Genomic DNA, 23,666 nt, shown 5'->3' on the forward strand with positions numbered 1-23,666 from the left:
TCCGTTTACTCCACACTTCCATGATGCCGCGTTCCGGCATTCTGTGCACGCCCAAGACCAAGCGCATCCACGGGCAGCGCGCTGCCTGTGTTCAATGCGGAATCAATCGACTCCAACAGAGCGTTATCGTCTGCAAGCTGCTGCTGCGGACTAGCCTGCGCCGCGGCAGGAATTGTTCGCTGTTCCATTGCCATTTCGTCACCGGGAATGCCCGCGAAGTGCAGGACACCGACCGTAATCGACATGATGGCAACAGCGGCCATAGCCCACTGCGGAGCCGCAGCCCACAGGTGTTTACGGCGCGCGGCTGCTGCCAGCGAAGGCTGTGCGGCGCTGCGGCGCTCAGCCCATGACAGCGTCTCTGCCCGGTAGGTCGCCAGAGCGTCTTTCATCTCCGTGAGCTCTGCCGTCTCCTCCGGACCGCGATGCTGCGAGACCAGCATTTCGCAAAAAAACTCATCGCTGAGATGTTCCGAGGAATCCATCGGGTTCTGTTTATGTTCTGTCATACCCGTTGCCCTCCTACACGTGCCCGAACGGATTTTACCGCGCGATGCAGGTGTGTTTTCACCGTATTTACCGGCATATCCATTACTTCGGCAATTTCCGCCAGGTCCATCTCTTCGATGAAGCGAAGGAGGAAGACGGTGCGCTGGTTTGGCGAAAGTTCCTCCATTGCCTGGTGCACCTGGAGCGCCTGCTCGCGTGCCAGCAACGTGCCTTCCGGGGAAGAGCCGCTGCTGCGCAGGTGGTTCGCCATTTCGCTGGCATCCACCGAGGATGCGCCAGCCTTCTTCCAGAACTTGAACTTCTGCGTACGCGCATGGTCGCGGATCAGGTTCACCGCAATGCCGGTCAGCCACGTGTTCAGACTGCAATCGCCACGGAAGCCGGCACGATTGCGGTAAGCCTTCAGCAGTGCATCCTGCACGATCGTGTCTGCCAGATCCTCATCCCGCACACTGGCCATGACGAAGCGCAGCAGCCGCGGACGGTAGTTCCGCGCCAGCGTATCAATGTCGTCCAGCTCCACAGCTACGGAGACTCGTTCCCGGATTGCAAATTTCAACACGTCAGCATGAAGCAGTGTAGTCGCCATAGCGTCATTTCCTGTAGCGCAGATGCGGAAAACTTTCCTGTCCCGAAAATCGCTGCGGTGCAGGCATAGTGATCGCATAACGTGCGACGAGACGTTGCGGGTGTGCGAGTACAGTCCGCACTACATTTTCAGGGATGGAGCGGAAAATCGGCTCACACTTCCCTCGCTTGAACGTCACGTGACAGATAAACGATGTCCGCATCTTCCCACCTGCACCTGAACCACTGCTTTCGCTACCAATGGCTGATTCCGGACTGCACCGTGTACAATCGAACGTGACGCACTGGAGATAAACCCTGCGCCGCCTCTCTGGCAGCGCCTCCTGTGACTTCCGTCGGGACGTGGCTCAGCCTGGTAGAGCGCACCCTTGGGGTGGGTGAGGTCGCTAGTTCGAATCTAGTCGTCCCGACCATTACTTTCTGTGGCTTCGCGATGGTCCTATCCGACTGATAGGGCCATTTGCCTTTTGCTCCGCTTGCCAAGAGAGTCTCGGCTTTTCAGCCTGTCTTCATCTTCGTTGACTAAGATATTGCCGTATCGACACAAGCGAAGCTGCTGCCCCTTCCTCTTCCGGGACGAGCGAAGCCTTGTGCAGAAGGCAGGACGATGGAAATTACCTCCCGCGGTCTTTGGACGCTGATTCACGGCATGGGCTTTGGCGCGCTGTTTCTTCTGGCGTGTTCCGCTGCCATCTATCAGCTTTGGGGCATTTGCCGCAGCAATGGCGCTGCCCACGGCCACACGGACGCCGTGTTGAAGTGGTATCTGCTGGCCATGGCGCTGCTGGCGTGGGTCGCTGTTCTTAGCGGAACCTATGTTGTCTATCCCTGGTATCGCGCCGTTGCACCGGCCGGAGCGCATGACCTTGCGCTGTATCCGCAGCTTCTGTTGAAGTCCAGCCCCACGACGATCGGCTGGCACACGCTTGGCATGGAATGGAAAGAACACGTGGCATGGCTGAGTCCCATTGCCATGACCATGGCGGCAGCCACATTCTTCCACTACGGCCGCGACCTGAGAGACCAACGCTATCTGCGCAGTGCCGTGTTGTGGTTCACCATTGTCGCGTTCGCTTCCGCGGCAGTGGCGGGCACATGGGGTGCCATGATCAACAAATATGCGCCCACAGTGGGTGGGCGCATCTATTCGTTCTCGCAGGCGGAGGCAAAATGAACTCTTCTACTTCCGAGATCCGACCATTGCCGAATGGTGCTGGTGCCGCCGCAACGCTGGCTGCGGGAGTTGGCTCTGCCGTGCTGGGCCTGCTGACGCTCGTCAGCGACAAAAGCCCAGCCATGAAGAGTGCGCTTGTCTTCTATCGCCCCACCGGTGCTCTCTCCGGCGTCACCACAGTGTCGATTGGGGCATGGCTTGCGAGCTGGCTGCTGCTGCATTGGCTCTGGTCGAAGAAGGATGTGAACGTCAGAAAGATTGTGACCACAGCTTTTGTGTTGCTGGCCGCAAGTCTGCTGTTGACGTTCCCACCGTTTCTCGACGCATTGTAAGGATTAGTGCTTTGCCAGTTCGCGCTCAATGGCCTGTGTCATCGCAGGCGCATCGGGCAGTGTGTCCGGCGAGAAGCGTGCCACCGGCACTCCCTCGCGGCTCACCAGGAACTTTTCAAAGTTCCAGAGAAGTTCCGGCTCCTCGTTTGGCTTCACGCCGAACTTGATCAGACCATCGACCATGCCCTGCTTGCCTTCGCCCGATGAGCTTGGCTGCGCCTCAATCATGGCTGCGTAAAGTGGATGCTTGGAAGGCCCCACGACGGTAATCTTCGAGAACATGGGGAAGTCCACGCCAAAAGTGCTGCGGCAGAACTGCTGGATTTCGTCGTTGGAACCCGGTTCCTGCCCGGCGAAATCGTTCGCGGGAAAACCGAGAACCTCAAATCCCGCATCGTGATAACGCTGGTAGGTTTTTTCCAGCGCATCGTATTGCGGTGTTAGACCGCACTTTGAGGCGACATTCACAATCAGCAGCACCTTGCCGCGATACTCGCCCAGCGTGGTAACAGTGCCATCCATGCGTGTCAGGGGAACGGAATACAGATCGAAAGCCATGGCATCCAGCATAATGCCGGCGTCAGCAAATCGCCGCTCCGGCATGGGAAAACAGTGAAGTGAAACGGCGGGCGAATGCGTCCCTTCCGGGCCATTCCACCCGCCGCAAGGATTGCGATTAGACAGCAGCAGCCGCCAGGGCAGACTTCTGGCGGCGCTTCTTGTAGGCAGCCAGATCGTCCTGCCACGAGCCCAGCGCAATAGCCAGAGGAGATTCCTCTTCACAAAGCGCCTGCTGCTGCAAATAGTTCACCTTTTTTCCGAACGGGGAGATGCCATTCGCTACATGCAGCGCCGAGGTAACCTCAGCCACTTCCCTGGCCGACGCCGCGGTGTCATGCCGATGAGAGACATTCTCCGGTCGGCCTTCCGGGCGGAACGAGCGAGGGAGTTCGCTCTCGTGATACTCAATGCCGGAAGCGGCCAGCGAACGCGCTGTGGCTGCCAGGGTTTCGCGTTTTGCGGCCATCTTCTTCACGGCGGCGTCCCGCAGAGTTTCATTCGCAAAAACCTCATGCTTCTGCAGGTGAATCAACTTGCGGTCGTAAAGATCAATTTCGCGATGTAGATCGCGAAGGTAGTACTTATCCTGCACAACAATGCGCATCCGGTGTGCTCCTGGCCGTGGGCCCGATGAAATTGTGTCTCCGAACATGCAGAGGAACCCGGGAGGTTCAAAATGGGGGATGGCAATCCTGCTGCATGCACACAGTCCGTAAGATGCGCATTTCACGCTACGCGTCAGCACAGTGAAAAGGTAGCGACGCTTTCTGCTGTAAACGCGAAGAGGGCGACCCGAAGGCCGCCCTCTTTCCATCAGAAACTCTTAGAGTTAGACGGGCTGTACGTTCTCAGCCTGCCAGCCCTTCGGTCCCTTCACGACATTGAAGCTCACGCGCTGGCCTTCCTGCAGCGAGCGGAAACCCTGAGCCTGAATTGCCGTGTGGTGAACGAATACGTCCTCGCCGTTGTCGCGCGAGATGAATCCAAAACCCTTAGCGTCGTTGAACCACTTCACATTACCCTGTTCCATTTGCCTTGTCCCTGTCCTGATACTTCTTTTTGGTGTTTCGCTGAATCTCTCAATACGGTTTTGCAAGTGCGTTTGGGCAGGGCGAGCAAAGAACCAAAACTGAGGGTCAAACGATTGGAAACAGCGTAGCACAAACCCTACAAAATATAGTGACTTTTTCTGAGTACATTCCGTCTAAATACAACACACCCTGACATTTGCACCATTCTCGTTGCAAAATATCAGCGCTTTTTCCCTCAAAATCCGGGGACGCCAGCCGCACGGTAAATCATTTCCATGGCACGAAGGTCCGCAAGCCCATCTTCGCCGGGCGCAATTGTGTCCCGGTCTTCGCGTACCGCAGCCGCCAGCTCTTCCGCCTCCAGACGAAATTCAGGAAAATCCAACTCGCGTACTTTGATTTCCAGGGGGCGATGGTATGCCGGGTTATGCACCGTGCCACGGATGCGATATGGGTCCTGCCAGCGGAACGCGGGCGCCATCAACGCACTGCCAAACTCACCCATAACCCGCAACGTATCAGGAATATCGCGTTCATACGAAGACGTACAGATCGCGCGAGCGCCAGAGGGGAAGACGCTGGTCCAGCGCACCTCTCGCTCCATGCCGTTTGCATCGCATGTGGCGGAAGCGTCTTCCACGGCAACAGGCTCTTCGTGCAGCAGAAAACGCGCCGCGTTCAGCGGATAAATCCCCACGTCCCATAGCGATCCACCACCAGCCAAAGTGCCCTGATCGCGCCATCCGGGCTTGAGCGGGAATCCAAATCCGCTTTCAATACGCAACGATGATTGCGGCCCGAAGGTTCCCTGTTGTATGAACTCCCGCAGACGCTTATGCGGCATCGTGTGCGGGCAACGATAGGCAAGCCCGAGCCGCACTCCGGCCTGGCGGCATGCGGCAATCATCACTTCGGCGTCTGCGGAGGTGGAAGCCATCGGCTTCTCGCACAACACGTGCTTCCCTGCCGCTGCGGCTCGTTCCGTGTATTCGCGATGCAGACACACGGGCAATGCCAGGTAGACGGCGTTTATGGCTGGATTGTCCGCGATCCGGTCAAAGTCAGCGTAAGAATAGGTGGCGTCCGCACCATATTTCTTCGCGGTGGCAGCCGCCTTCGTGGCATCGCCACTGACCACTGCCGAGACCCGGCAGGTGAGCGAGCCCCGCAGCTCTTCCAGGAAAGGCCTGGCGATATGCCCCAACCCCACCACGGCGAAGCCGAATTTTCCTTCAGAAACGGCTTTCGGAGTACGAAAACGATCCAGCAGACCCATGCCCCTAGCCTAAATGCGCCACATTCCGTTTCTGGCAGCAGGTGGCGCTGGATGCCGGGCCGTTTCGCAACGTTGCCAGCGCAATTGGGTAAAATAAATGAGTAGCGCATCTGGAGCGGACAAATCGGCATCGGAGAATGCCATTTGCAGGTCGCGAAATGGAAACCCCGCTCAGGCACGACGCTTTACCCAATCCCCCGGACCGGAGCCCTTTCGCTTGAACCTTTCTTCGCGCACCAGCCGCACGCTTGCTATTACCCTTACGACCCTCACCACACTTGGAATCGCCGCTGGCGCACGTGCTGTCCGTGCTGCGGAAGAGGTTCCTGTAACGCCCGTCACCAAACCGGCCGCGGCAAAGCCCACACTGGCAGAGACTTTCCACCTGCATATGCATCATCTGCACACAGGTGAAGACATCGACGTGGCGTACAAGACGGAAGGCGAGTATGACCAGAGCGGCATCGCGAAGCTAAACCACTTCCTGCGCGACCATCGCACGCAGAGCGCCGCCGACTACGATCCGCGCGAGTTTGATCTGCTACACGCCCTTCTGGTGAAGCTGGGCAAGCCGGACGCCACCATCGACATTGTTTGCGGCTATCGCACGCCGTGGTCCAATCACTTCCTGCGCACACGTTCCGCTTCGACCGGTGTGGCCGAGCATTCGCAGCACATGCTCTCCAAGGCGATTGACATTCGCATTCCGGGCGTCAGCACGCTGGCCCTGCGCAATGCGGCACTCTCGCTGGGCATGGGCGGCGTGGGTTATTACCCCACCAGCCAGTTCGTGCACGTGGATGTGGGGCCGGTGCGCCAGTGGCAGTACGGCGGACGATCACTGCAGACTGCATCGCGCAAGAGTTCGCATCGCAGTCGTCGCGCGTAGCAGATATAGATGTCTCGGAATAGAAGGAGCGGCCAGCGGCCGCTTCTTTTCGTTTATAGAGATGCGAAAGAATTAAGGGGTCACAAATCCCTTTGTCAGCAGTGGCTTCAATTGCGCCCACGACAACACCGTATCTTCAGGATGAAACATGCGCGGCGCAATGGTGTAGTCCGGATAGCTAATGTGCAAGCCGTCGGCCTCAAGCGTCCAGTTCGTTACATCGTTCAACACATCCTGTAGCGCTTTCACCTGCGGACCGTCCACGTTGTCATAGAGAAACTTTTCCTTCTTATTGCGCGCACTGAGATCGGCCCACACCATCTCGGCCAGCCGATGTTTCCATGCTGCATCGGCAAACACATCCTCTGCACGCAACGCTCGCTTTTCCTTGAACAGCCATGTCAGCGTCTCAGACGTTTCGTAAGGATGCGCTGCGCCGTGGCCCATGCCAAAGGCAGCAATGATGGTGGTTACGCGATCATGCTCCACGCTGTGCAACACACCTTTGATCTGCGAATCTGCGCCCGCAGCCATTGCGTCATCCCATGTCTTTGGCAGTGTGCGTTTTGTGCCATTGATAAGTTCCTGCTCTTGTCCTGCGCCCGCAGTCTTCAGCATGTGTGCCTCCACAGCGGCGCTCCACGTGATCCATTCCTCCACATCAGTGTCCGCCGCTGGCCATGTCGCCTGCAGTGTGCCGTAGCCTGGATGCTCGCCTGACGGCATATCGGCATTAGTACCTGCAACGTCTGCTTCCGCAAGGAATTGTGACCGCGTGAGAAACGCTACGCCATCACGAGCGCCCACGGCGCCGCGCAACTGTTTTATGCGCGTGTCATACAGCGGCTTCAAACATGTTGCAGCATTTGATCGCGTCATCGCAGGTTCATTCACACGGCACACCTGCTGCGCATACGCCAGCCACTGCACCTGATCGACGCGCAACAAGCCAACACTGTTGGAAGACAACCGCGACAGATCATTGCGATATGTAACACTCATCGCAGAATCCGCTGCGCTGAGTTTCGCGTCGCTGCAAATGGCGTGCTCCATGGGGCGCTTTGCCTTTGCGCAATCAAAGCTGGCTGCGTGCGCCGCCATGAAATTCATTGCACCGCACAGCAGCAGCGTTTTCCAGAAATTTCTCCGCATATTGTTTGAGATGCAAGTCTACGCAAAACAAAAACGCCGCACAGCGAATCTGTGCGGCGTTTTTTGTGGATAACAATTGCTATCAGTAACGGCGACCGTACGCATCGTAACGTGCCTCGTCGCGATGGCGACGATCCGCATTGGCGTGGCCAACCAGTGCGCCGCCGCCCGCGCCTACGGCACCGCCAATCAAAGCACCTTTGCCACCGCCTGCCAGTGCACCGATGCCTGCGCCCGCAGCGCCACCAATCAACGCGCCTTTGCCAGTGCCAATGCCGCTGTGACGTTTATGCCAGTTTCCATGACTGTCGCGATAGTAGTAACGCGAATCGTGATGTTGCGCATTTGCATTCTGCGACACCACCAGAGGAGCAGCCACCCCCATCGCCATGACGCTGCCCAAAACCAGACCCGAAAGTTTCTTTCCAAAGGTATTCATCTTCCTAACCTCCTCGCCGCCATTCTTCGTGGGCAGCATCTATCCTTACCAATCTGGTAGATGCGGATATGCTCTGAGGGTTTCCCCGGGAGCTACGTTCTGTTCCATGAAGATGGTCGTGTTGTAACAAGGTATTTGCTTTGTCGCATATCAACATGCATCCCTGCGCATACTCATGGCATCGCGAGGGTTGCGTGATGTATGACTACACATGTAGAGAAAGGAAGGCTTGCGTGGCCCGCTTGATTCTTCGCATTGCGGCGTTGGTGTTTTTGATTGTGTGTGTGATCGTTGCTGCCGATTGGATTGTGTGGCGCATCCAGATGGCGCGCGGTAACGGCACAGCAGACGTTACCGTCACACAGGTAAGCGCTGCGGAGTTGAAGCGCAACAAGGAAGAGTATTACTTCGACGGCAGCATCACCATCACCTGTGCGCGCAGCCTCTTCCCTCCGCTTACTTCTAACGGATGGTTGCCGCCCTGCTGGTATCTCCGCAGACACACCACCGTGGTCACGCACATTTAGTTCACTTAGTTCACCGTTATAGTGGCGGCGCTGGAGGTGCTGGAAGCGTATGTGCTGTCGCCTTCGTAGGTGGCCGTCACCGAATCGGTCCCAACGGGCAGTGCCGTTGTTGTGATGCTTGCCGATCCACTGGCCACTGTGCCAGACCCCAGCAGCGTGGAGCCGTTGTAGAAGTTCACGCTGCCTGTGACAGCAGAAGGCGATACGGTTGCCGTCATGGTGACCGAGCCACCGGATGCGATGCTGCTGGAGGAGAGACTCAGCGACGTCGACGTGGCCGTAAGACTGCTGCTACTTGCAGTGATGGTGATGGTCTTGCCTGGCGATGTGCCCTGATTGTAAGACGACGAGCCATCAAACACTGCGTATACCGTGTGTGTCCCCACCGCCAGTGTGGTCACCGCGAGGGAAGCGGTTCCACTGCTGAGTGTGCCCGTCCCCAGATCGGTATTGCCATCGTAGAAGTCGACGCTGCCTGTCGGAGTGCCCTGTGAGGTCTGCGCTGCCTGATCGGCTGCGGCCACCGTGGCTGTGAGCGTGATGCTGGTGCCATAGGTGGCATTGGTAGCAGAGGGTGTCAGCACAACATTCACACCAGTGCCAAAGAAGAAACCACTGCAGCCCGTAAGCGTAAAACAGCCCACAGTCACAGCCAGCGCCGCAGTGGCACGAATCCAGAATCGCAAGTGAATCTCTCCCGAGGCATCCGCAGAGAACGAAAGTGGCCTCGTCCTCATTGGACGTGACCACTTTGCATTTCGGCTACTCCATGAATTGCCAGATAGAACCCAATGATCATTTTTCGACATCCGGCGGAGGCGTATTGCCTGCGTAATAGTTTCTGCGCGCGCGGATGTCTGCCCTGGGATACTCGGGCACACTGACACGAATCTCATGGAGGCCATCCTCTGCGCCTTTGGGGACGGGGAAGCTCAGCAGATAGTAGTTGTGTACACGATTGCTGAGCCGGGTCAGACTTTCATCGAAACCATTGCGGTTGTGGAAGCTAAAGTAATCGCCACCGGACTGCGCAGTGAGCCACCTGGCTGTATTCTTCTTCATCGCCTGGACGGCCATCAGCAACAGGCCAATGGGGCCAGAGCCACCGCGAAAATGTGTCGCTTCTTCACGCAATTCGTTGGTGCCAGGTGAATAAGCTACAGCATCCACCACGGTGTTACTGCGGCCAAGCTGCGCGATCAGCTCCGCCTCTTTCACCGTGGAGCCGTGATCGCGCTCTTCGCCAATCAACAGCACTGCATGACGATTGTGGCTGTCGCGATTCTCAAGAATCGAACTTGCATAGCTGACGGCGTCGCGTGTGGCATTCTTGTCGTCTTCGCATGGGCCGATCTTCTGCATGGCAGCATCAATCTTTGTGATGGAGCGTGTGAAGGGCTGCACCAGTTCCGGATGGCTTCCGTAACGGACCAGCGCGATTTCACGTTTGCCGCCGCCGACAAGGTTCTCAAGCAGTTGCGGTAGTCCTTCCAGCTTCTCGTATTCCATGATGGCCATGCGCGAGCACTGCACCGCGACAACAAGAGATAATCCCAGCGAATCCGCATCTTCATCCAGCGTTACGGGCTGGTCCACGCCGTTGTCGGTAATGCGGAATTGATTCGCCTTCAGGCCGTAAATGATCTGACTCTTCAGACTGACCGTGGTGGGTACCACCACAATTTTTGCGCTGGTCTGCAAGGTGTACGGCTGATCTGTCGCTGCCGGTGGCGTGGCCTGCTGTTGTCCATGCAGAACGCCACCCACCATTATCAGAAGACCGCAACCCCATCCACGTAAACTCATGCTGCTATTGTGACGGCGTTACACTCAGTTGGCGAGCCGTAAATTTTCATGCCATGGAGCTGGACATGCATTGGCGCATTGCCACAATTTTGCTGATGGCCAGCATGTCCACCGCCCAGACACCCAGGAGTACCACCGCCTTGCACTATCCCACACCGCACATCGTTCCGCAGGTTGACGACTACTTCGGCACCAAGATCAGCGACCCGTATCGCTGGATGGAAGACCTGGATTCGCCAGAGACAAAGGCATGGGTAGACGCAGAGAACGAAGTCACTGCCGCCTACTTCAAGCCGCTGACATTTCGCGACGGCATTCACAAGCGCATGATGGACCTGGCGAACTACGAACGCTTCTCCATGCCGCAGAAGCGTGGCAGCCGCTATTTCTATTCGCGCAACAGCGGATTGCAGAACCAATCCGTCGTCTACTGGACGGAAGGTCTGCATAGTGAACCGCGTGAGTTGATTGACCCAAACACGTATCTTGCCGACGGCACCATGGCGATTGGATCACTCTCCATCACACACGATGGACGGCTTGCTGCCATTGCGCTGAGTGAAGCGGGAAGCGATTGGCAGAAGATTATTGTCCGCGATGTGGCAACAGGGAAAGACTTGCCCGATGTCATCCAATGGACGAAGTTTGGCGGTGCCGCATGGCTACATGACGGTAGCGGCTTTTACTACAGCGGCTACGACGCTCCGCCGGATGGCGATGTACTGAAGGCCGCAAACTTCAACATGAAAATCTTCTTTCACAAACTGGGCTCACCGCAGAAGAATGATCCCGTTATCTTTGAACGCTCGGATAACAAAGAGATCTACATTTTCAGCGGCGTTACGGATGATGGGAATTATCTCCTCATCACGCAGCAACAGGGCACCAGCCCGAACAATGAACTCGCTGTGCTGGACCTGACCGATCCCAAGGCGAAAGTGCAACGCCTGATCACAAATGCCGATGCCACTTACTCACCCATTGGTAACGATGGATCGCGCTTCTGGCTCTACACCACGCTGAACGCCAGCAATGGCAAGGTGATTGCCATTGATCTGAAACAACCGGGGCGCGAACACTGGACCACCGTCATTCCGGAAGCGAAGAGCAAGCTGGACAGCGTATCGCTGGTACATCGCACATTGATTGCAGAGTATCTGAAGGATGCGCACACGCAGGTCGAGTTGTTCGACGAGAAGGGTAAGCACGTACACACACTTTCGCTGCCGGGCATTGGAACTGCTACTGGTTTCGGCGGCGAGCGTGATGATGAAGAAACCTTCTATAGCTTTGCGAATTTCACAACACCGAACGTGATCTTCCGGCTGGACATGAAGACGCTGCAATCCAGTGTGTATCGCGAACCCAAGGTTGCATTCGATCGCACGCAGTATGAGTCGAAGGAAGTATTTGTTACCTCTAAAGACGGCACAAGGGTTCCTGTTTTTCTGACTTATAAAAAAGGTCTCAAGCTGGATGGGAATAATCCAACGCTGCTGTATGCATATGGTGGTTTCAATGTTTCCTTATCTCCTTACTTCTCTGCAACGCTGATTCCGTGGCTGGAACGCGGTGGTGTATATGCATTGGCCTGTCTGCGTGGTGGCGGCGAATACGGTGAAGCATGGCATCAGGCAGGTATGAAACTGAACAAGCAGAATGTCTTCGACGACTTCATTGCCAGCACGGAATGGCTGATCACGAACAAGTACACATCATCGAAAAAGCTTGCCATTCGCGGTGAATCGAATGGCGGCCTGTTGATGGGAGCCATGATTACGCAGCGGCCCGATTCGTTTGGAGCAGTGGCGGCAGGTGTTGGTGTGATGGATATGCTGCGCTTCGATAAGTTCACCGTGGGATGGGGATGGAAGGCTGACTATGGCTCGCCCAGTGAGAATGAAGCGGAGTTTCACGCGATCTATAAGTACTCGCCGCTGCATAACTTGAAACCGGGCGGTAAGTATCCGTCCACGCTTATCTTCACTGCGGATCATGATGATCGCGTCTTCCCTGCCCATAGCTTCAAATTCGCTGCACAGATGCAGAAGGACCAGGCTGGGCCTGCGCCGGTGCTCATTCGCATTGAAACGCGTGCCGGACATGGTGGCGGTATGCCTCTGTCCAAGCGTCTGGATGTGGAGGCAGACATCCAGGCATTCTTCCTGCACGAACTTGGCGTCGAATAATTACATTCGACGCCAAGTTCATGCGGTGCGTGCCACATTCATAAGCGCTTCAGCCTGCAGGATATCGCCGTTGTACGCCGTATGACGAAGGCTCTTGCGGTACACCAACACGCTGGCAATGGCGCAAGGAAGCATCACCAGCGGTGCCAGCGCCGGTATGTGCAGCCAGAAGCTCAGCCCGATGGCAACGCCTCCAACAGCGGCTCCCCCAAGGATCAACAGCAAACCTGTCCAGCTTCCACCACCACCGCTGCGGCGTGCGCGTCGCACGTCGCGCAGCGTGACTTTGCCTGTGGGAACAAATGTGGGCCGCCGCAGCGAGCGCTGGTTCCCCAACGTGAATGCAGTGCATGCATAGGCAACCATCCACAGCGGAGTAAACGCCAAAGGCGCAATGCTGATTCGATGCGTTACCAGCACCAGCACAACAGACCCCAGCAAGACCTGAGCTGCATAAAGCATTGCCGCAAACAGGTTCTTGCCCAGCAGAATGGTGCGCAGCGGTACGGGTGCTAATAGATACATCTGCACCCCCGGCCCGTCTTGTCCAAACACATTCACAGACCGCAACGACAGAGCGAGATACCCCGCTGCGATCGGAACAAGCCATGTGCCCAGTGGGCCACGGGCTAATCGCACACCAAAAAACACGAGATATAGCAATGGTGAAAGAGAGGCGTAGATGGCAGCACCACCGTGGCGCAGCTTATCCCATTCGCACACGGCAATCGCACTCACCAGCGGTCCATCGCGTTGATCGTTTTTCCTCTTACGGGTTGCAATGGAGTCCGATGCTACCGCGCGAAACTCGTGCGACTCTTCACCCAGGAATGCACGATGCAACCCCAGCAAAAGCACGCCTGCGGTAGCGGCAGTCCACGCCAACAGCAGGAATAACGACGTGCCATAGGCAGGCTGCAATGCTTTTGCGGCAAGGTATCCCGGGGTTGCATGCAGGGCATGCGCGAACCATGGCGGCAGAGCGATCTTTTGCATCCATCCGGCAATGCGTTCGCGCTGCATGCGCAGAAGTTGCGGTCCGATGCTCAGCAGCGACGTGAGTATGAGAACGATGTCACGTGCACGCCGACTGGCCAACATGCGCCCCAGCCACAGAAAAACAGAGCGTGTCATGAATAGATTCAACGCATAAAACAGCAGCATCACGATGACGCTGCGCAACACATTGCCACCGCCCGCGATGATGCCGATGAACATGCCCAGGCAGATCCACGATCCCATGAGTGTGAGCCCTTCAAACGCACCCGCGGAAAGCCACAGAAGGACATACGTACGGAAGCGCAGAGGGAAACGATAGAGTTCTGACTCAGCTCCCTGCGGCAGCGAGCCGCGAAAGAGATTCATTAACTGCCAGCCAACAAACACTATGTGGAAGGCAGCAGAAAGCGACTTACCTTGCGATTGCATGAGATACAGCAAAGCAGACGCCACAACACCCAATCCCGCAGAAAACAGCAGAACCAACAAGCGCCCGGTAAGCCACAGTACAAAGGAAACCTTGGCTTCATCGCGCCTCATGTTTCGGACAAAGAGACGCCACCGCATTTCAAACAATGCCGCTAACTGGTCGCGCTCGCGTGGCAACGTGAGATCGTTCAGGCCAGCCATGATAGCTCCTGCATGTTTTCGCGTTCGCCCACTACGCGCAGAAATATCTGCTCCAGCGTCAGGCGTTCTCCTTCATGCGCCACACCGGCACGCAGTTCCTCCAGCGATCCCTGCGCCACCAGCGAACCTTTATCAATGATGGCAACGTGCGAGCAGAGCGCCTCCACTATCTCCAGCACATGCGTTGTAAGAAAAATAGTGACGCCGCGCTCTGTCATGCGTTGCAACATACGTTTCAGCGTCCCTGCAGCAATCGCATCCACGCCTTCAAATGGCTCGTCGAGAAAGAGAATGCGCGGTGTGTGAATGACCGCTGCGGCCAGCGCCAGCTTGCGCTGCATGCCATGCGAATAATCCGCAACCAACTTACGCGGTGCAGAAGCAAGGTCCATGAACTGCAATAATTCCTGCGCACGTTCCTCCGCCTGTCCGCGCGTTAATCCATACATGCGACCGACGAAACGCAGGTACTCAAAACCGGTAAGCCGTCCCATCAGCGCCATGCCTTCCGGAACTACACCGATGAGTCGCTTCGCCTCCAAAGAGTGCGATGCCATGTCCATTCCGGCAATTACCACTCTTCCTTCGGAAGGAGCCAAAAGGCCAGTTAACATCTTGATCGTGGTGGACTTCCCTGCTCCGTTTGGCCCCAGGAAACCGAAGAAGCGGCCCGCTTCCACGGAAAGGTTTACGTCGCGCACCGCAATCGTCTCGTCAAAACGACGAGTCAGTCCAAACGTCTGCACCGCAATGTCAGGCATGCGCCTGATGATAGCGATGCCTCACCGTTTCGCACACATTTTTCTGCGGAGGTACAACGATTCAGAAGCGCCGAATTGCGCTACAGTCTCGGCAGGGTCATACCGCCATCCAGAACCAATACGGCGCCCGGAGCATAAGGGAGGCTGCCGCAGGCCAGCATGGCGACTGCCGTTCCAATGTCATCCGGCGTGCCCCAGCGCTTGTCCAGCAGCAGATCCGTCTCCATCAAAGCGTCGTACTTACCCTTAACTCCGGCGGTCATATCGGTGGCAATCACACCCGGCTGCACTTCAAAGACACCGATGCCATGCTGTGTAAGCCGTGACGCCCAAAGCTTCGTGGCCATAGCAATGCCAGCTTTGCTGATGCAGTAATCGCCGCGATTGATGCTGGCGACGAAGGCAGAGACAGAGCTGACATTCACAATTGTGCGCCGCTCGCGTTGCGTCTCCTGTAACTGCACCATCCATTTCGCGATGGCCTGTGTCAGAAAGTACGGCCCTTTGAGATTGGTGGAGATAAGTTCATCGAAGCTCTCTTCCGTTGCTTCCAGAAGGTCGGCGCGGACGCGCGGTGCAATCCCCGCATTGTTCACCAACACATCGATCCGTCCGAAACGATCGTTCACAAAACGAACCAATGCCTCACGCGCAGTAGCACTACTTACATCGGCTGCCGTGTACTCAATCTTCTGTGATGCCTCGGCACGCGCCGCTTCCAAAGCAGCAATGGCATCCGCAACGTCGGTCCTGTCGCGACGCCCGGTGATGACAACATCAAATCCGCTGGCTGCAAGTTGTTTCGCAATGCCGAAGCCGATGCCACGTCCGCCGCCTGTTACCAGTGCCACACGTCCTTTGTTTTCCACCGGATTTGTCATCACTTACTCCGCATCAAAGAAGGTGTAGTACTTGTCCTGAGCGAGCCGGTGCAGTAACAGGCCTAGCTCCAGCATGTGATAGTCGCCCCACATACTCGACTCTCCCTGCGGAATTTTCGCGCCGGGGGGCGTGTAATCCCAACCATTGGGCCGATGATAAATGCTGTGCAGCAAGATGCCTTCGTGCTCGGCGCCAGTCGAAAGATACGGCTCCTGCAGTAATGCATCTGCAACGGCGAGGCCGGCCTGGAAGTATGCTTCTCCATCTTTGCCAAGTACACGTCCAAGTCGTAGAAGTCCCTGCGCTGCAATCGCACTTGCAGACGAGTCCACTGGTTCGTAGTCATTGAACGGGTCCGCAGGACGGCTCATCCAATCACCGAGTTTATGCATCTGTGGCGCGCCGGTATCCCAGTAGCAAATGCCATCGCTTGCCGTTCCCTGCTGTATGTAGAAGTCGCAGGTAGCGCGCGCGGCTTTCTCCATCAGTGCAAGCGCGTCGGCCTTGTTCTCTCCAATTGCAGTAAAGTCGCTCTCGGGAAGTGTCGCGAGAAACTCGAGCTCTTCTGCAAAGCCCAGCATTGCCCATGCCAGGCCGCGTGTCCATGTGGTGAATGCGGAGTAGCCTTGCTGCGTGGAGGGACAACGAAAGGTCCCACTCTTCGGATTGAAGACCGCTTCATGAACGGTGCGTCCGCGCAGTTCCGGCGTGTCGTAACTGTCGCGTCCTTCGCCGTAATAAATATTGAACCGCGAGGATGTCTTCGCGTGTGTGAGCAAACGCTCCAGCAGCGAGATGTTGCGATCCTGCTCACCCAGCAGCGTGTGTCCCAGTGTGTGTGCCACACCGCAGATGCGGATGGTGCGCATGGTGTCAATGAACAGCGAATGCGATCCGTTGAAGGAATGAATGAAACCTGCGCCCTCTGGCAGATCCGTCCAGCGTGCGGCCTGCACCGCGCCACTGCTCTTTAACGCGAGTTCGTAGAAGTTCATCTCCCACTCGTTATGCGGGATGATGCCTTCCTGCATCAGGCGGCGAAGCTGGCCATAGGTCGACAGGTTATTGAAGCCGTGATCGTGTACGCCGATGTGCGTGATGTGTTCCGCCATGTGTTGCAGCGTGTTGTCGCGACCAATCTGCAACAGCCTCGCATCGCGCGTGATGTCGTAGCAGAGGATGGCATTGCCGTATGCGAAACCCTGCGTCCACTGTGTCCAGTTGCGGCCTGCATATTCGCCAGCGCGCGTCACTACCGGTGCGCCCATGCTCACTTCCCAACGCGCAGCAATACGCTGCGTTTTCTCCGAAGCCAGTTCAAATAGGCGCGCTACGGCGGGCGCAAGTTCCTGCGGTGTCCTCTGGCGTTCAACCTTCATCGTCGTGAATCCTTCAGCTACACAAGTTTTGTAAATCGTTCCACCACGGTTGCAAGAACGTGGTCACCATCGCTGTCCCACAGCGCCTGGTTAAAAATTTCCACTTCAATGGGCCCCATGTATCCAGCAGCTTCCACCGCCATGCGGAAACCGTGGTTATCAATGGCGCCATCGCCCATCATGCCGCGGCCCAGCAGCATGTCTGGCATGGGCACGATCCAATCGCAGACATGAAATCCGAAGATGCGGCCTGCAGCACGTTCGATTTGCTCGTACGCATACGGATCCCACCAGAAGTGAAACGTGTCTAAGATCAGGCCCACTTCATTGGCAGGATACGAGGATGCCATCGCTAATGACTGATCGATCGTGTTCAACACAGAGCGATCACCCGCATACATGGGATGCAATGGTTCCAAACCAATCTTGACGCCGTGTTGGCGTGCGTAAGGAACAAGCTCTGCGAGACCGTCGCTCACCATTTTGCGCGCGTCGACGATGGCTACCTGCGGCGATGCGCCCACTACCATCACCAATGAATCTGCCTGCAACGCAGCAGCTTCGTCGACAGCACGGAAATTATCCGCGATGCGTTCGCGCCGCTCTTCCGCCGTGGGCGCAACGAACATGCCACCACGGCACACGCTGGACACATGCAAGCCGGCATCGCGCACATGCTTCGCAGACGCATCCAGACCAGCCTCTGCAATCTTGTGCCGCCATAGCGCGATGGAAGGAATGCCATGACGCACGCATCCATCCACGGCCTGTTGCACGCTCCAGTTCTGCACCGTTGCCTGGTTCAGGCTTAGTCTTTGCAGGTCTGCCATCGCTTATGCCTTCAGCACTTCTGCATCGTTGATCGCAGGCACATCCAGCCAGCGACGTTCGGCCCACGACTTCAATCCAAGCTCTGCAAGCTGCACGCCACGCGCTCCATCCACAAACGTATGCGGGAAGGGCGTATCCAGAACTACGTGCTTCAGGAACATCTCCCACTGCACCTTGAACGCGTTCTCATACACGGTATTGTCCGGCACTTCCTGCCAGTGCTCGCGAAACTGGAACGGATTCGGCAGATCAGGATTCCACGTGGGGCGCGGCGTGTTCACACGATGCTGTGTCTTGCAATCACGCAGACCCGCGATGGCGCTGCCTTCTGTTCCGTCAACGTGCAGGTTGAACAACTCGTCGCGATAGACGCGCGTGGTCCACGAAGAGTTGATCTGCGCGAAGATATCGCCTGCAAGTTCAAACGAGCCATAGGCCGCGTCATCCGCAGTTGCATCGTACGTCTTGCCCTCTTCATCCACGCGCGTGGGGATGTGGGTTTTGCCTGTGCAGGAGACGGATTGCACATTGCCAAACGTGTGATCCAACACGTAACGCCAGTGGCAGAACATATCCAGGATGATGCCGCCATCGTCTTCCTTGCGATAGTTCCACGAAGGACGCTGCGCAGGCTGACCACCCCAATCGCCTTCAAAGACCCAATAACCAAACTCGCCGCGTACAGAAAGAATGCGTCCGAAGAAGCCCGAATCAATCAGCCGTTTTAACTTGCGAATGCCGGGCAGAAAGAGTTTGTCCTGCACGATGCCCTGCTTCACACCTGCCTGCGCGGCTTTCTTCGCAAGACGCAGCGACGATTCCACGCTGGTGGACAGCGGCTTTTCGCAATACACGTCCTTGCCCGCATCAATGGCCTGCGAGACAAACTGCTCGCGCAGGCCCGTGGTGCCAGCGTCAAAGTAGACCGTGTCGTTCTTATCGCCCAACGCACGGGCCAGGTCGGTTGTGTAGCGCGTGAGACCATGCTCATCCGCAATCTGTTTCAGCTTGGCTTCGTTACGGCCAACAAGAATGGGATCAGGCATGATCGTGTCGCCCTTGCCGATGGCCACGCCACCCTGCTGTCGAATGGCAAGGATGGAGCGGATCAGATGTTGATTCAAACCCATGCGTCCGGTGACGCCGTTCATGATGATGCCTACGCGCTTCGCTGCCATGTGGTCCTCTTGTGGTTGAATTTCTGATCAGGCCTGAGCGTGGTCGGGCCGTTTCACAATTGCATAAATTGCCAGCGAACCAAGCACGGCTGCGGAAGCCATCACCTGCCACGCCAGGTCGTAACTGTGGTGCGCATCATAGATGCGACCTGCGATATATGGGCCTGCCCACTGACCAATTGAATACGCCACGATGATCAACGCAAGCAGTTTGCCCAGCGAAGCCAAACCAAAACACTCTGCCGTAACCAGCGGAATCAGCATGTAATCCGCGCCCATTGCAAAGCCGAAAATAATGGCAAACGCGGCTGCGGCCACAGGCTGCTTCGCAAGAAACAGAAGCGGAATGGCCGCGCCCAGAACGAAGTAAAAGATAGCCATGATGTTCTTCTTGCGGAAACGATCCGCGATGTAACCCACGATGACACGTCCCCCCAAGCTGGCAGCCAGCAGCAGCGAAAGAAAACGCGAGGCCGATGACGCATCGTAACCAATGCTCTTCAGGAAAAGGATGAAATGCTGAATCACCGCGTTCATCGCACCAATCACCAGTGAGGAACCGATCACGATGAGCCAGAAGTTTCGGTCGCGCAGTGCCCCTCCGATGATGCCGAAGACAGAGTTGCTGGCTGCCGTGTGCCTTATCAATGGACCAGTTGCTCCATCAGGATTCAGTCCCATGTCATGCGGCATGGAACGCGTAAGGAAGATTGCCACCGGGAAGAGCACCACGATGATGGACGCGCCAACCGCGATGATGGAGTTGCGCCAACCATAATCGCGAATGAGCATGTTGATCACCGGCGGCGCCACTGTTCCGCCAAGTCCCAAACCGAGATAGGCAAGGCCCATGGCACGGCCGCGCCGTTCGCGGAACCACTGCGCAATCAGCACCTGGTTGGAGATGGGGCCGGCCAGCACATACCCAATCACTTCGAGAACGCACAGCACCTGATACTCCCAGAACTGATGCATGAAACCCATCAGGATGAGCGACCCGCCGGTGAGCAATGCGCCCGCAAAGATGACCCAGCGGGCACCGATCTTGTCGATGAGAATGCCGGTGACAAGTCCTGTTGGCAGGCCGATCGTCAGGAAGCCGAGAAAGAATCCCTGTGTCACCTGCGTGCGATTGAAACCCAGCGCCGATACAAACGACGGATAAAAAACCGGGAAGCCATAGAAGATGATGCCCACGGCAAAAAACAGGTTCAGGAAGGCGGCCACCACAATCCACCAGCCGTAAAAAATCTTTGATTCGCGCTCTGCGGCCACTCTGCGGTTCTCCCGGTTTGAATCCTTTGCAACCGCGGTGCGGCCGCGCAGATTCGACATTGGCCTTGAAAATTCGCTGTGGGGCGGAAGCGCTTCCAATTGGCGCTCCCATACTAGCCAAAAACCTGTAGGACAGGCTAGCCCCGCGAATTTTCTTTTTCCGGCAGAACTCTACGTTTCCAACCGCCAGATGCCACAGTCTTCGTAGCCTGTGGTGACGTACATGTCGCCTGCGTCGTGCTCGATGATCGCTTTATCCGCGATGCGGTCTTCCCGAGAATGATGGATGCGACCGCGCCACAACTCGCGAAAACCCTTGTGATAATCCTGCATCAATTCGCGCTGCTCGTCGTTTACGTACAGCAGATCCAGTTCGCCGGGACGGTTGCGGAACTGCTCTTTCAGCCGATCCAGCAACCGATCCAGCAACACCATGTCAAACGGATTGAACAGGAACAGCAGGCATGGACCCGTCGGCATACGAAGGCGCATGGCATCTGCCTCTTCCAGCCGCATCGGCGGTGTGTTGTGCGCAACCTGCCATATCTCGATGTTGCTGCGAGTGGCCGCCGCCAACGCTGGGTGCAACTCCACCCCAACGATGCGGCGAAACGGCATTTCCGATGCCAGCAGCATCGCCCGCCCTTTACCTGCGCCAATATCGATGAACACCGTTCGCTCCACCGGATGCTGCGCAAACGTCTGCCATCGCGCCATCAGCTTGCGAAACAACGACGGCGCCACGCCGTGATACGCGGTGATGTGGCGGTCATGCGCGTGGCCGGTTTCCAGGTCTTCTCCGGGAATCAGGTTGCCGGTGTCGGTCCCGTGTTGCAGGTCAAACGGATGACGCGGTGTGGGGCCCTTGCGGCGTTTGCGGCGTGCAGGAATCATTACTTGGCGAGTGTAGCAATCCTGAATGCTGGAAAGCACTTGCGAGGTGTACTGGACGCGCCTAATCTTGCGCCATGCTCCGCATTTTCGGCACCCTTCTGCTGACCGTCTCCACCATCAGCCACGCGCAATCCATGGCTTCCATGCCCGGTATGGAGAACCATCCGCATAGCCATGCCTCTACAGAACAACTTGGGCACGTGACGTTTCCCACGTCCTGCAAACCTGCTTCAAAAGCAGGATTAGAACGCGGCGTCGCGTTGCTGCATTCGTTTGGCTACACCGAGGCGCAACAGCAGTTCGCTGCCATTGCACAGAGCGATCCCACGTGTGCGATGGCGCATTGGGGTCTGGCAATGGAACTCTTTCAGCCGCTCTGGTCTGTGCCGAACGCCGCAACATTGGCAGCCGGTGAAGAGGAGATTGCCAAATCTCGAACAACTGCCGCAGCGCAATCTTCTACGACACAGTTAGAACATGGATACATCGGTGCGTTGAGCGCGCTCTATGCGCCCGCAAAAGATTATGCGGAACGCACCACGCGCTATGCCAACGCAATGGATGCGCTGCACGCTCGCTTTCCCGCGGATGTAGAAGTGGCTGCCTTCGATGCGCTTGCCATTCTTGCATCGGTACAGCCGTCTGATACTAGTTTGATGAAAGAGCGGAGGGCACTTGCGATTCTGACGCCGCTGTTTGCAGCGCATCCACAGCACCCCGGCCTGGCGCACTACATCATTCACACCTGCGACACACCCGCGCTGGCAAAGGATGGTCTTGCAGCCGCACGTGAATACGCGAAGATAGCGCCGTCCTCCGCACACGCGCTGCACATGCCCGGACATATCTTTGCGCGTCTCGGCATGTGGCAAGAGGACATCGCTTCCAACGAAGCGTCGGTGCGTGCCTCGCTACATGCTCTGGCCACACACCAGCCCGGCGGCGCGCACCAGATGCATGCCGATGAGTTCCTCATCTATGCCTATCTGCAAACCGGGCAGACGGAAAAATCCCGCCTGCTGCTGAGCAGAATTCGCGGCATCGGCCAGCAGATGCACAACATGCCCGGCATGGATGACATGAAGGATGATGGTCCGTTCTTCGACGGAGAACTGCACGCCATCTACGGCATCGAAACGCACGACTGGAAGGTGCTTGCCAATGCCACACCGCCGCCCGGCGCAAGCATTGGCGAAGATTTTTTAACGTGGTGGGGCATGGGTGTGGCCGCGGGACACCTTAAGGATGAGTCGACGGCGAAACGCGCTCTTGCCGGTATCGATCAGGCACGCACAAAGGTCGCAGCGTCGCCGTTCTCGTGGATCGTGCCCTCCGTCGACATTAAGCGGAATGAGGTGCTGGCCTGGTTGCAGTTCGCTCAGAACAAACCGCAAGACGCCGCAGCCACGATGCGCGCAGCCGCCGATGCGCAGGACAAGAAGGGACAGGATGAAGTGGATATTCCCGCACGCGAAATGCTGGGCGATCTGCTGATGCTGGAGAACAAGCCGAAAGAGGCGTTGGCGGAGTATCAGGCGTCCATGAAGCTAAGCCCAAACCGCCTGAATGGATGGAGAAGTGCAGCACTCGCCGCCGATAAATCGGGAGACGCCACACTGGCCGCACATTACCGAACGATGGCAACGAAACAGACTACCCAAAAGCCGTCCTGACTCTGTCTTGAAAACGTGGCAATGTCTGTACGGCATCGTCGTGCATTGAAAACAATAAATTTCCTGCATCCTGACCATCTAGTAGATAGTCATATCTAACGTGAAAGGTGAAACCGCAGATCGCATTCTCTCCTCCGCTCGCCAGCTTATGACGGAGCGTGGCTATTCCGCGTTTAGCTACGCTGATATTGCTGATGCCATTGGAATTACCAAGGCAAGCATCCACTTCCATTACGCCACCAAAGCGGCGCTTGCCGTTGCTGTTCTGAGAGCGCATCGACAGGGGTTGGTGCAGTCCATGGAGACGCTGGACACAAATTTCCCAAACCCTGCACAGCGCTTACAGACCTATGTGAAGTACTGGGAGGGCTGCATTCGTGACCGATCCATCTCATTCTGTGTAGCTGCGCTGCTGGCGGCAGAACTGCCATCACTGCCCGATAAGGTACAGGCGGAGGTTCGGCTTCATTTCCAAGACCTTGCTGCCTGGATACAACGAACGATGGTAGCGGGCGCGCAACACGGAAGCATCCGGCTGGAATCTTCAATCGAATCGGAAGCGCAGTTATTTATGGCGACTGTCCACGGCGCCATGCTTTCCGCGCGCGTATCCGGTAATTGCGAAGTTTTTCAACTGGCTACAGATGCTGCCCTGAAGCGCATTACACCGTAATCCTCTGCGACGCCCAC

At 56.8% G+C, this 23,666-nt stretch carries 25 protein-coding genes and 1 tRNA gene; 8 read left to right on the forward strand and 18 right to left on the reverse strand.

Annotation, left to right across the window (positions count from 1 at the left end):
- Positions 1-5: 5 nt before the first annotated feature.
- Both AB6729_RS09440 and AB6729_RS09445 read right to left on the reverse strand, forming a co-directional pair.
- Complete coding sequence (locus tag AB6729_RS09440) at positions 6-509, reverse strand: hypothetical protein (RefSeq protein WP_371081361.1); 504 nt, start codon at positions 507-509, stop codon at positions 6-8.
- Complete coding sequence (locus tag AB6729_RS09445; RefSeq protein WP_371081362.1) at positions 506-1,099, reverse strand: RNA polymerase sigma factor; 594 nt, start codon at positions 1,097-1,099, stop codon at positions 506-508. Before AB6729_RS09445 ends, AB6729_RS09440 begins: the two co-directional genes overlap by 4 nt.
- Positions 1,100-1,434: 335 nt before the next feature.
- On the opposite strand from AB6729_RS09445, the gene AB6729_RS09450 reads away from it, so the two are divergent.
- The 3 genes from AB6729_RS09450 to AB6729_RS09460 all read left to right on the forward strand — a co-directional run bounded on the left by AB6729_RS09450 (position 1,435) and on the right by AB6729_RS09460 (position 2,604).
- Positions 1,435-1,511 (forward strand) — tRNA-Pro (locus AB6729_RS09450).
- Positions 1,512-1,705: 194 nt separating this feature from the next.
- Complete coding sequence (locus AB6729_RS09455) at positions 1,706-2,272, forward strand: hypothetical protein (RefSeq protein ID WP_371081363.1); 567 nt, start codon at positions 1,706-1,708, stop codon at positions 2,270-2,272.
- Positions 2,269-2,604, forward strand: a complete 336-nt coding sequence (locus AB6729_RS09460) for a hypothetical protein (RefSeq protein WP_371081364.1) — start codon at positions 2,269-2,271, stop codon at positions 2,602-2,604. Before AB6729_RS09455 ends, AB6729_RS09460 begins: the two co-directional genes overlap by 4 nt.
- Positions 2,605-2,607: 3 nt before the next feature.
- Here the strand turns inward: AB6729_RS09460 and AB6729_RS09465 are convergent, their stop codons facing one another.
- The 4 genes from AB6729_RS09465 to AB6729_RS09480 all read right to left on the reverse strand — a co-directional run bounded on the left by AB6729_RS09465 (position 2,608) and on the right by AB6729_RS09480 (position 5,472).
- Positions 2,608-3,162: a glutathione peroxidase gene (locus AB6729_RS09465; protein ID WP_371081365.1), complete on the reverse strand. Its 555-nt coding sequence runs from the start codon at positions 3,160-3,162 to the stop codon at positions 2,608-2,610.
- Between the two features lie 118 nt (positions 3,163-3,280).
- The gene (locus AB6729_RS09470) at positions 3,281-3,769 is read right to left on the reverse strand and encodes a hypothetical protein (protein WP_371081366.1); all 489 of its coding nucleotides are present in this window, start codon (positions 3,767-3,769) and stop codon (positions 3,281-3,283) included.
- 225 nt (positions 3,770-3,994) lie between these two features.
- Positions 3,995-4,195, reverse strand: coding sequence for a cold-shock protein (locus AB6729_RS09475; protein WP_047490646.1), 201 nt, complete (start codon positions 4,193-4,195; stop codon positions 3,995-3,997).
- 236 nt (positions 4,196-4,431) lie between these two features.
- Entirely contained in the window at positions 4,432-5,472 is a 1,041-nt protein-coding gene (locus AB6729_RS09480) for a Gfo/Idh/MocA family protein (RefSeq protein ID WP_371081367.1), read from the reverse strand.
- Positions 5,473-5,689: 217 nt separating this feature from the next.
- Between AB6729_RS09480 and AB6729_RS09485 the strand changes: the two genes are divergently transcribed.
- The gene (locus AB6729_RS09485; RefSeq protein WP_371081368.1) at positions 5,690-6,361 is read left to right on the forward strand and encodes a DUF882 domain-containing protein; all 672 of its coding nucleotides are present in this window, start codon (positions 5,690-5,692) and stop codon (positions 6,359-6,361) included.
- 72 nt (positions 6,362-6,433) lie between these two features.
- On the opposite strand, the gene AB6729_RS09490 is transcribed toward AB6729_RS09485, so the two are convergent.
- Both AB6729_RS09490 and AB6729_RS09495 read right to left on the reverse strand, forming a co-directional pair.
- On the reverse strand, positions 6,434-7,462 hold the full coding sequence (locus AB6729_RS09490; RefSeq protein ID WP_371081369.1) for a DUF3298 domain-containing protein: 1,029 nt from the start codon (positions 7,460-7,462) through the stop codon (positions 6,434-6,436).
- Between the two features lie 133 nt (positions 7,463-7,595).
- Entirely contained in the window at positions 7,596-7,952 is a 357-nt protein-coding gene (locus AB6729_RS09495; RefSeq protein ID WP_371081370.1) for a glycine zipper domain-containing protein, read from the reverse strand.
- A 233-nt stretch (positions 7,953-8,185) separates the two neighbouring features.
- Here AB6729_RS09495 and AB6729_RS09500 point away from each other — a divergent pair, with 233 nt between their 5' ends.
- On the forward strand, positions 8,186-8,479 hold the full coding sequence (locus AB6729_RS09500; RefSeq protein ID WP_371081371.1) for a hypothetical protein: 294 nt from the start codon (positions 8,186-8,188) through the stop codon (positions 8,477-8,479).
- Between the two features lie 5 nt (positions 8,480-8,484).
- Here the strand turns inward: AB6729_RS09500 and AB6729_RS09505 are convergent, their stop codons facing one another.
- Positions 8,485-9,165: an Ig-like domain-containing protein gene (locus AB6729_RS09505; protein ID WP_371081372.1), complete on the reverse strand. Its 681-nt coding sequence runs from the start codon at positions 9,163-9,165 to the stop codon at positions 8,485-8,487.
- A 109-nt stretch (positions 9,166-9,274) separates the two neighbouring features.
- Positions 9,275-10,285, reverse strand: coding sequence for a VWA domain-containing protein (locus tag AB6729_RS09510; protein ID WP_371081373.1), 1,011 nt, complete (start codon positions 10,283-10,285; stop codon positions 9,275-9,277).
- A 65-nt stretch (positions 10,286-10,350) separates the two neighbouring features.
- Between AB6729_RS09510 and AB6729_RS09515 the strand changes: the two genes are divergently transcribed.
- Complete coding sequence (locus AB6729_RS09515) at positions 10,351-12,474, forward strand: prolyl oligopeptidase family protein (protein WP_371081374.1); 2,124 nt, start codon at positions 10,351-10,353, stop codon at positions 12,472-12,474.
- A gap of 18 nt (positions 12,475-12,492) precedes the next feature.
- Here AB6729_RS09515 and AB6729_RS09520 read toward each other — a convergent pair whose 3' ends face one another.
- The 8 genes from AB6729_RS09520 to AB6729_RS09555 all read right to left on the reverse strand — a co-directional run bounded on the left by AB6729_RS09520 (position 12,493) and on the right by AB6729_RS09555 (position 21,303).
- A complete protein-coding gene (locus AB6729_RS09520; protein WP_371081375.1) occupies positions 12,493-14,103 on the reverse strand; it encodes a hypothetical protein in 1,611 nt (536 codons plus the stop codon).
- Complete coding sequence (locus AB6729_RS09525) at positions 14,091-14,864, reverse strand: ABC transporter ATP-binding protein (protein ID WP_371081376.1); 774 nt, start codon at positions 14,862-14,864, stop codon at positions 14,091-14,093. Before AB6729_RS09525 ends, AB6729_RS09520 begins: the two co-directional genes overlap by 13 nt.
- Positions 14,865-14,944: 80 nt before the next feature.
- Complete coding sequence (locus AB6729_RS09530; RefSeq protein WP_371081377.1) at positions 14,945-15,745, reverse strand: 3-ketoacyl-ACP reductase; 801 nt, start codon at positions 15,743-15,745, stop codon at positions 14,945-14,947.
- A 3-nt stretch (positions 15,746-15,748) separates the two neighbouring features.
- Positions 15,749-17,125: a hypothetical protein gene (locus tag AB6729_RS09535; RefSeq protein WP_371081378.1), complete on the reverse strand. Its 1,377-nt coding sequence runs from the start codon at positions 17,123-17,125 to the stop codon at positions 15,749-15,751.
- A gap of 17 nt (positions 17,126-17,142) precedes the next feature.
- A complete protein-coding gene (locus AB6729_RS09540; protein ID WP_371081379.1) occupies positions 17,143-17,955 on the reverse strand; it encodes a sugar phosphate isomerase/epimerase family protein in 813 nt (270 codons plus the stop codon).
- Positions 17,956-17,958: 3 nt separating this feature from the next.
- Positions 17,959-19,134, reverse strand: a complete 1,176-nt coding sequence (locus AB6729_RS09545; protein WP_371081380.1) for a Gfo/Idh/MocA family protein — start codon at positions 19,132-19,134, stop codon at positions 17,959-17,961.
- 27 nt (positions 19,135-19,161) lie between these two features.
- Positions 19,162-20,469 carry an MFS transporter gene (locus AB6729_RS09550; RefSeq protein ID WP_371081381.1) on the reverse strand — a complete coding sequence of 436 codons (1,308 nt, stop codon included), beginning with the start codon at positions 20,467-20,469 and terminating at the stop codon, positions 19,162-19,164.
- A gap of 111 nt (positions 20,470-20,580) precedes the next feature.
- Positions 20,581-21,303: a class I SAM-dependent methyltransferase gene (locus AB6729_RS09555; RefSeq protein WP_371081382.1), complete on the reverse strand. Its 723-nt coding sequence runs from the start codon at positions 21,301-21,303 to the stop codon at positions 20,581-20,583.
- Between the two features lie 74 nt (positions 21,304-21,377).
- Between AB6729_RS09555 and AB6729_RS09560 the strand changes: the two genes are divergently transcribed.
- Together AB6729_RS09560 and AB6729_RS09565 are read left to right on the forward strand one after the other, a co-directional pair.
- Complete coding sequence (locus AB6729_RS09560) at positions 21,378-22,976, forward strand: hypothetical protein (protein WP_371081383.1); 1,599 nt, start codon at positions 21,378-21,380, stop codon at positions 22,974-22,976.
- Between the two features lie 100 nt (positions 22,977-23,076).
- Positions 23,077-23,649, forward strand: coding sequence for a TetR/AcrR family transcriptional regulator (locus tag AB6729_RS09565; protein ID WP_371081384.1), 573 nt, complete (start codon positions 23,077-23,079; stop codon positions 23,647-23,649).
- The last annotated feature ends 17 nt before the right edge of the window (positions 23,650-23,666 follow it).

The organism is Terriglobus sp. RCC_193, from assembly GCF_041355105.1.
Lineage (GTDB): Bacteria > Acidobacteriota > Terriglobia > Terriglobales > Acidobacteriaceae > Terriglobus.

Excerpts from the sequence above, each read along its gene's own strand:
- AB6729_RS09440 (WP_371081361.1), bottom strand. The coding sequence starts at position 509 with ATGACAGAACATAAACAGAACCCGATGGATTCCTCGGAACATCTCAGC.
- AB6729_RS09445 (WP_371081362.1), bottom strand. The coding sequence starts at position 1,099 with ATGGCGACTACACTGCTTCATGCTGACGTGTTGAAATTTGCAATCCGG.
- AB6729_RS09455 (WP_371081363.1), top strand. The coding sequence starts at position 1,706 with ATGGAAATTACCTCCCGCGGTCTTTGGACGCTGATTCACGGCATGGGC.
- AB6729_RS09460 (WP_371081364.1), top strand. The coding sequence starts at position 2,269 with ATGAACTCTTCTACTTCCGAGATCCGACCATTGCCGAATGGTGCTGGT.
- AB6729_RS09465 (WP_371081365.1), bottom strand. The coding sequence starts at position 3,162 with ATGGCTTTCGATCTGTATTCCGTTCCCCTGACACGCATGGATGGCACT.
- AB6729_RS09470 (WP_371081366.1), bottom strand. The coding sequence starts at position 3,769 with ATGCGCATTGTTGTGCAGGATAAGTACTACCTTCGCGATCTACATCGC.
- AB6729_RS09475 (WP_047490646.1), bottom strand. The coding sequence starts at position 4,195 with ATGGAACAGGGTAATGTGAAGTGGTTCAACGACGCTAAGGGTTTTGGA.
- AB6729_RS09480 (WP_371081367.1), bottom strand. The coding sequence starts at position 5,472 with ATGGGTCTGCTGGATCGTTTTCGTACTCCGAAAGCCGTTTCTGAAGGA.
- AB6729_RS09490 (WP_371081369.1), bottom strand. The coding sequence starts at position 7,462 with ATGGCGGCGCACGCAGCCAGCTTTGATTGCGCAAAGGCAAAGCGCCCC.
- AB6729_RS09495 (WP_371081370.1), bottom strand. The coding sequence starts at position 7,952 with ATGAATACCTTTGGAAAGAAACTTTCGGGTCTGGTTTTGGGCAGCGTC.
- AB6729_RS09510 (WP_371081373.1), bottom strand. The coding sequence starts at position 10,285 with ATGAGTTTACGTGGATGGGGTTGCGGTCTTCTGATAATGGTGGGTGGC.
- AB6729_RS09515 (WP_371081374.1), top strand. The coding sequence starts at position 10,351 with ATGCATTGGCGCATTGCCACAATTTTGCTGATGGCCAGCATGTCCACC.
- AB6729_RS09520 (WP_371081375.1), bottom strand. The coding sequence starts at position 14,103 with ATGGCTGGCCTGAACGATCTCACGTTGCCACGCGAGCGCGACCAGTTA.
- AB6729_RS09525 (WP_371081376.1), bottom strand. The coding sequence starts at position 14,864 with ATGCCTGACATTGCGGTGCAGACGTTTGGACTGACTCGTCGTTTTGAC.
- AB6729_RS09530 (WP_371081377.1), bottom strand. The coding sequence starts at position 15,745 with ATGACAAATCCGGTGGAAAACAAAGGACGTGTGGCACTGGTAACAGGC.
- AB6729_RS09535 (WP_371081378.1), bottom strand. The coding sequence starts at position 17,125 with ATGAAGGTTGAACGCCAGAGGACACCGCAGGAACTTGCGCCCGCCGTA.
- AB6729_RS09540 (WP_371081379.1), bottom strand. The coding sequence starts at position 17,955 with ATGGCAGACCTGCAAAGACTAAGCCTGAACCAGGCAACGGTGCAGAAC.
- AB6729_RS09545 (WP_371081380.1), bottom strand. The coding sequence starts at position 19,134 with ATGGCAGCGAAGCGCGTAGGCATCATCATGAACGGCGTCACCGGACGC.
- AB6729_RS09550 (WP_371081381.1), bottom strand. The coding sequence starts at position 20,469 with ATGTCGAATCTGCGCGGCCGCACCGCGGTTGCAAAGGATTCAAACCGG.
- AB6729_RS09555 (WP_371081382.1), bottom strand. The coding sequence starts at position 21,303 with ATGATTCCTGCACGCCGCAAACGCCGCAAGGGCCCCACACCGCGTCAT.
- AB6729_RS09560 (WP_371081383.1), top strand. The coding sequence starts at position 21,378 with ATGCTCCGCATTTTCGGCACCCTTCTGCTGACCGTCTCCACCATCAGC.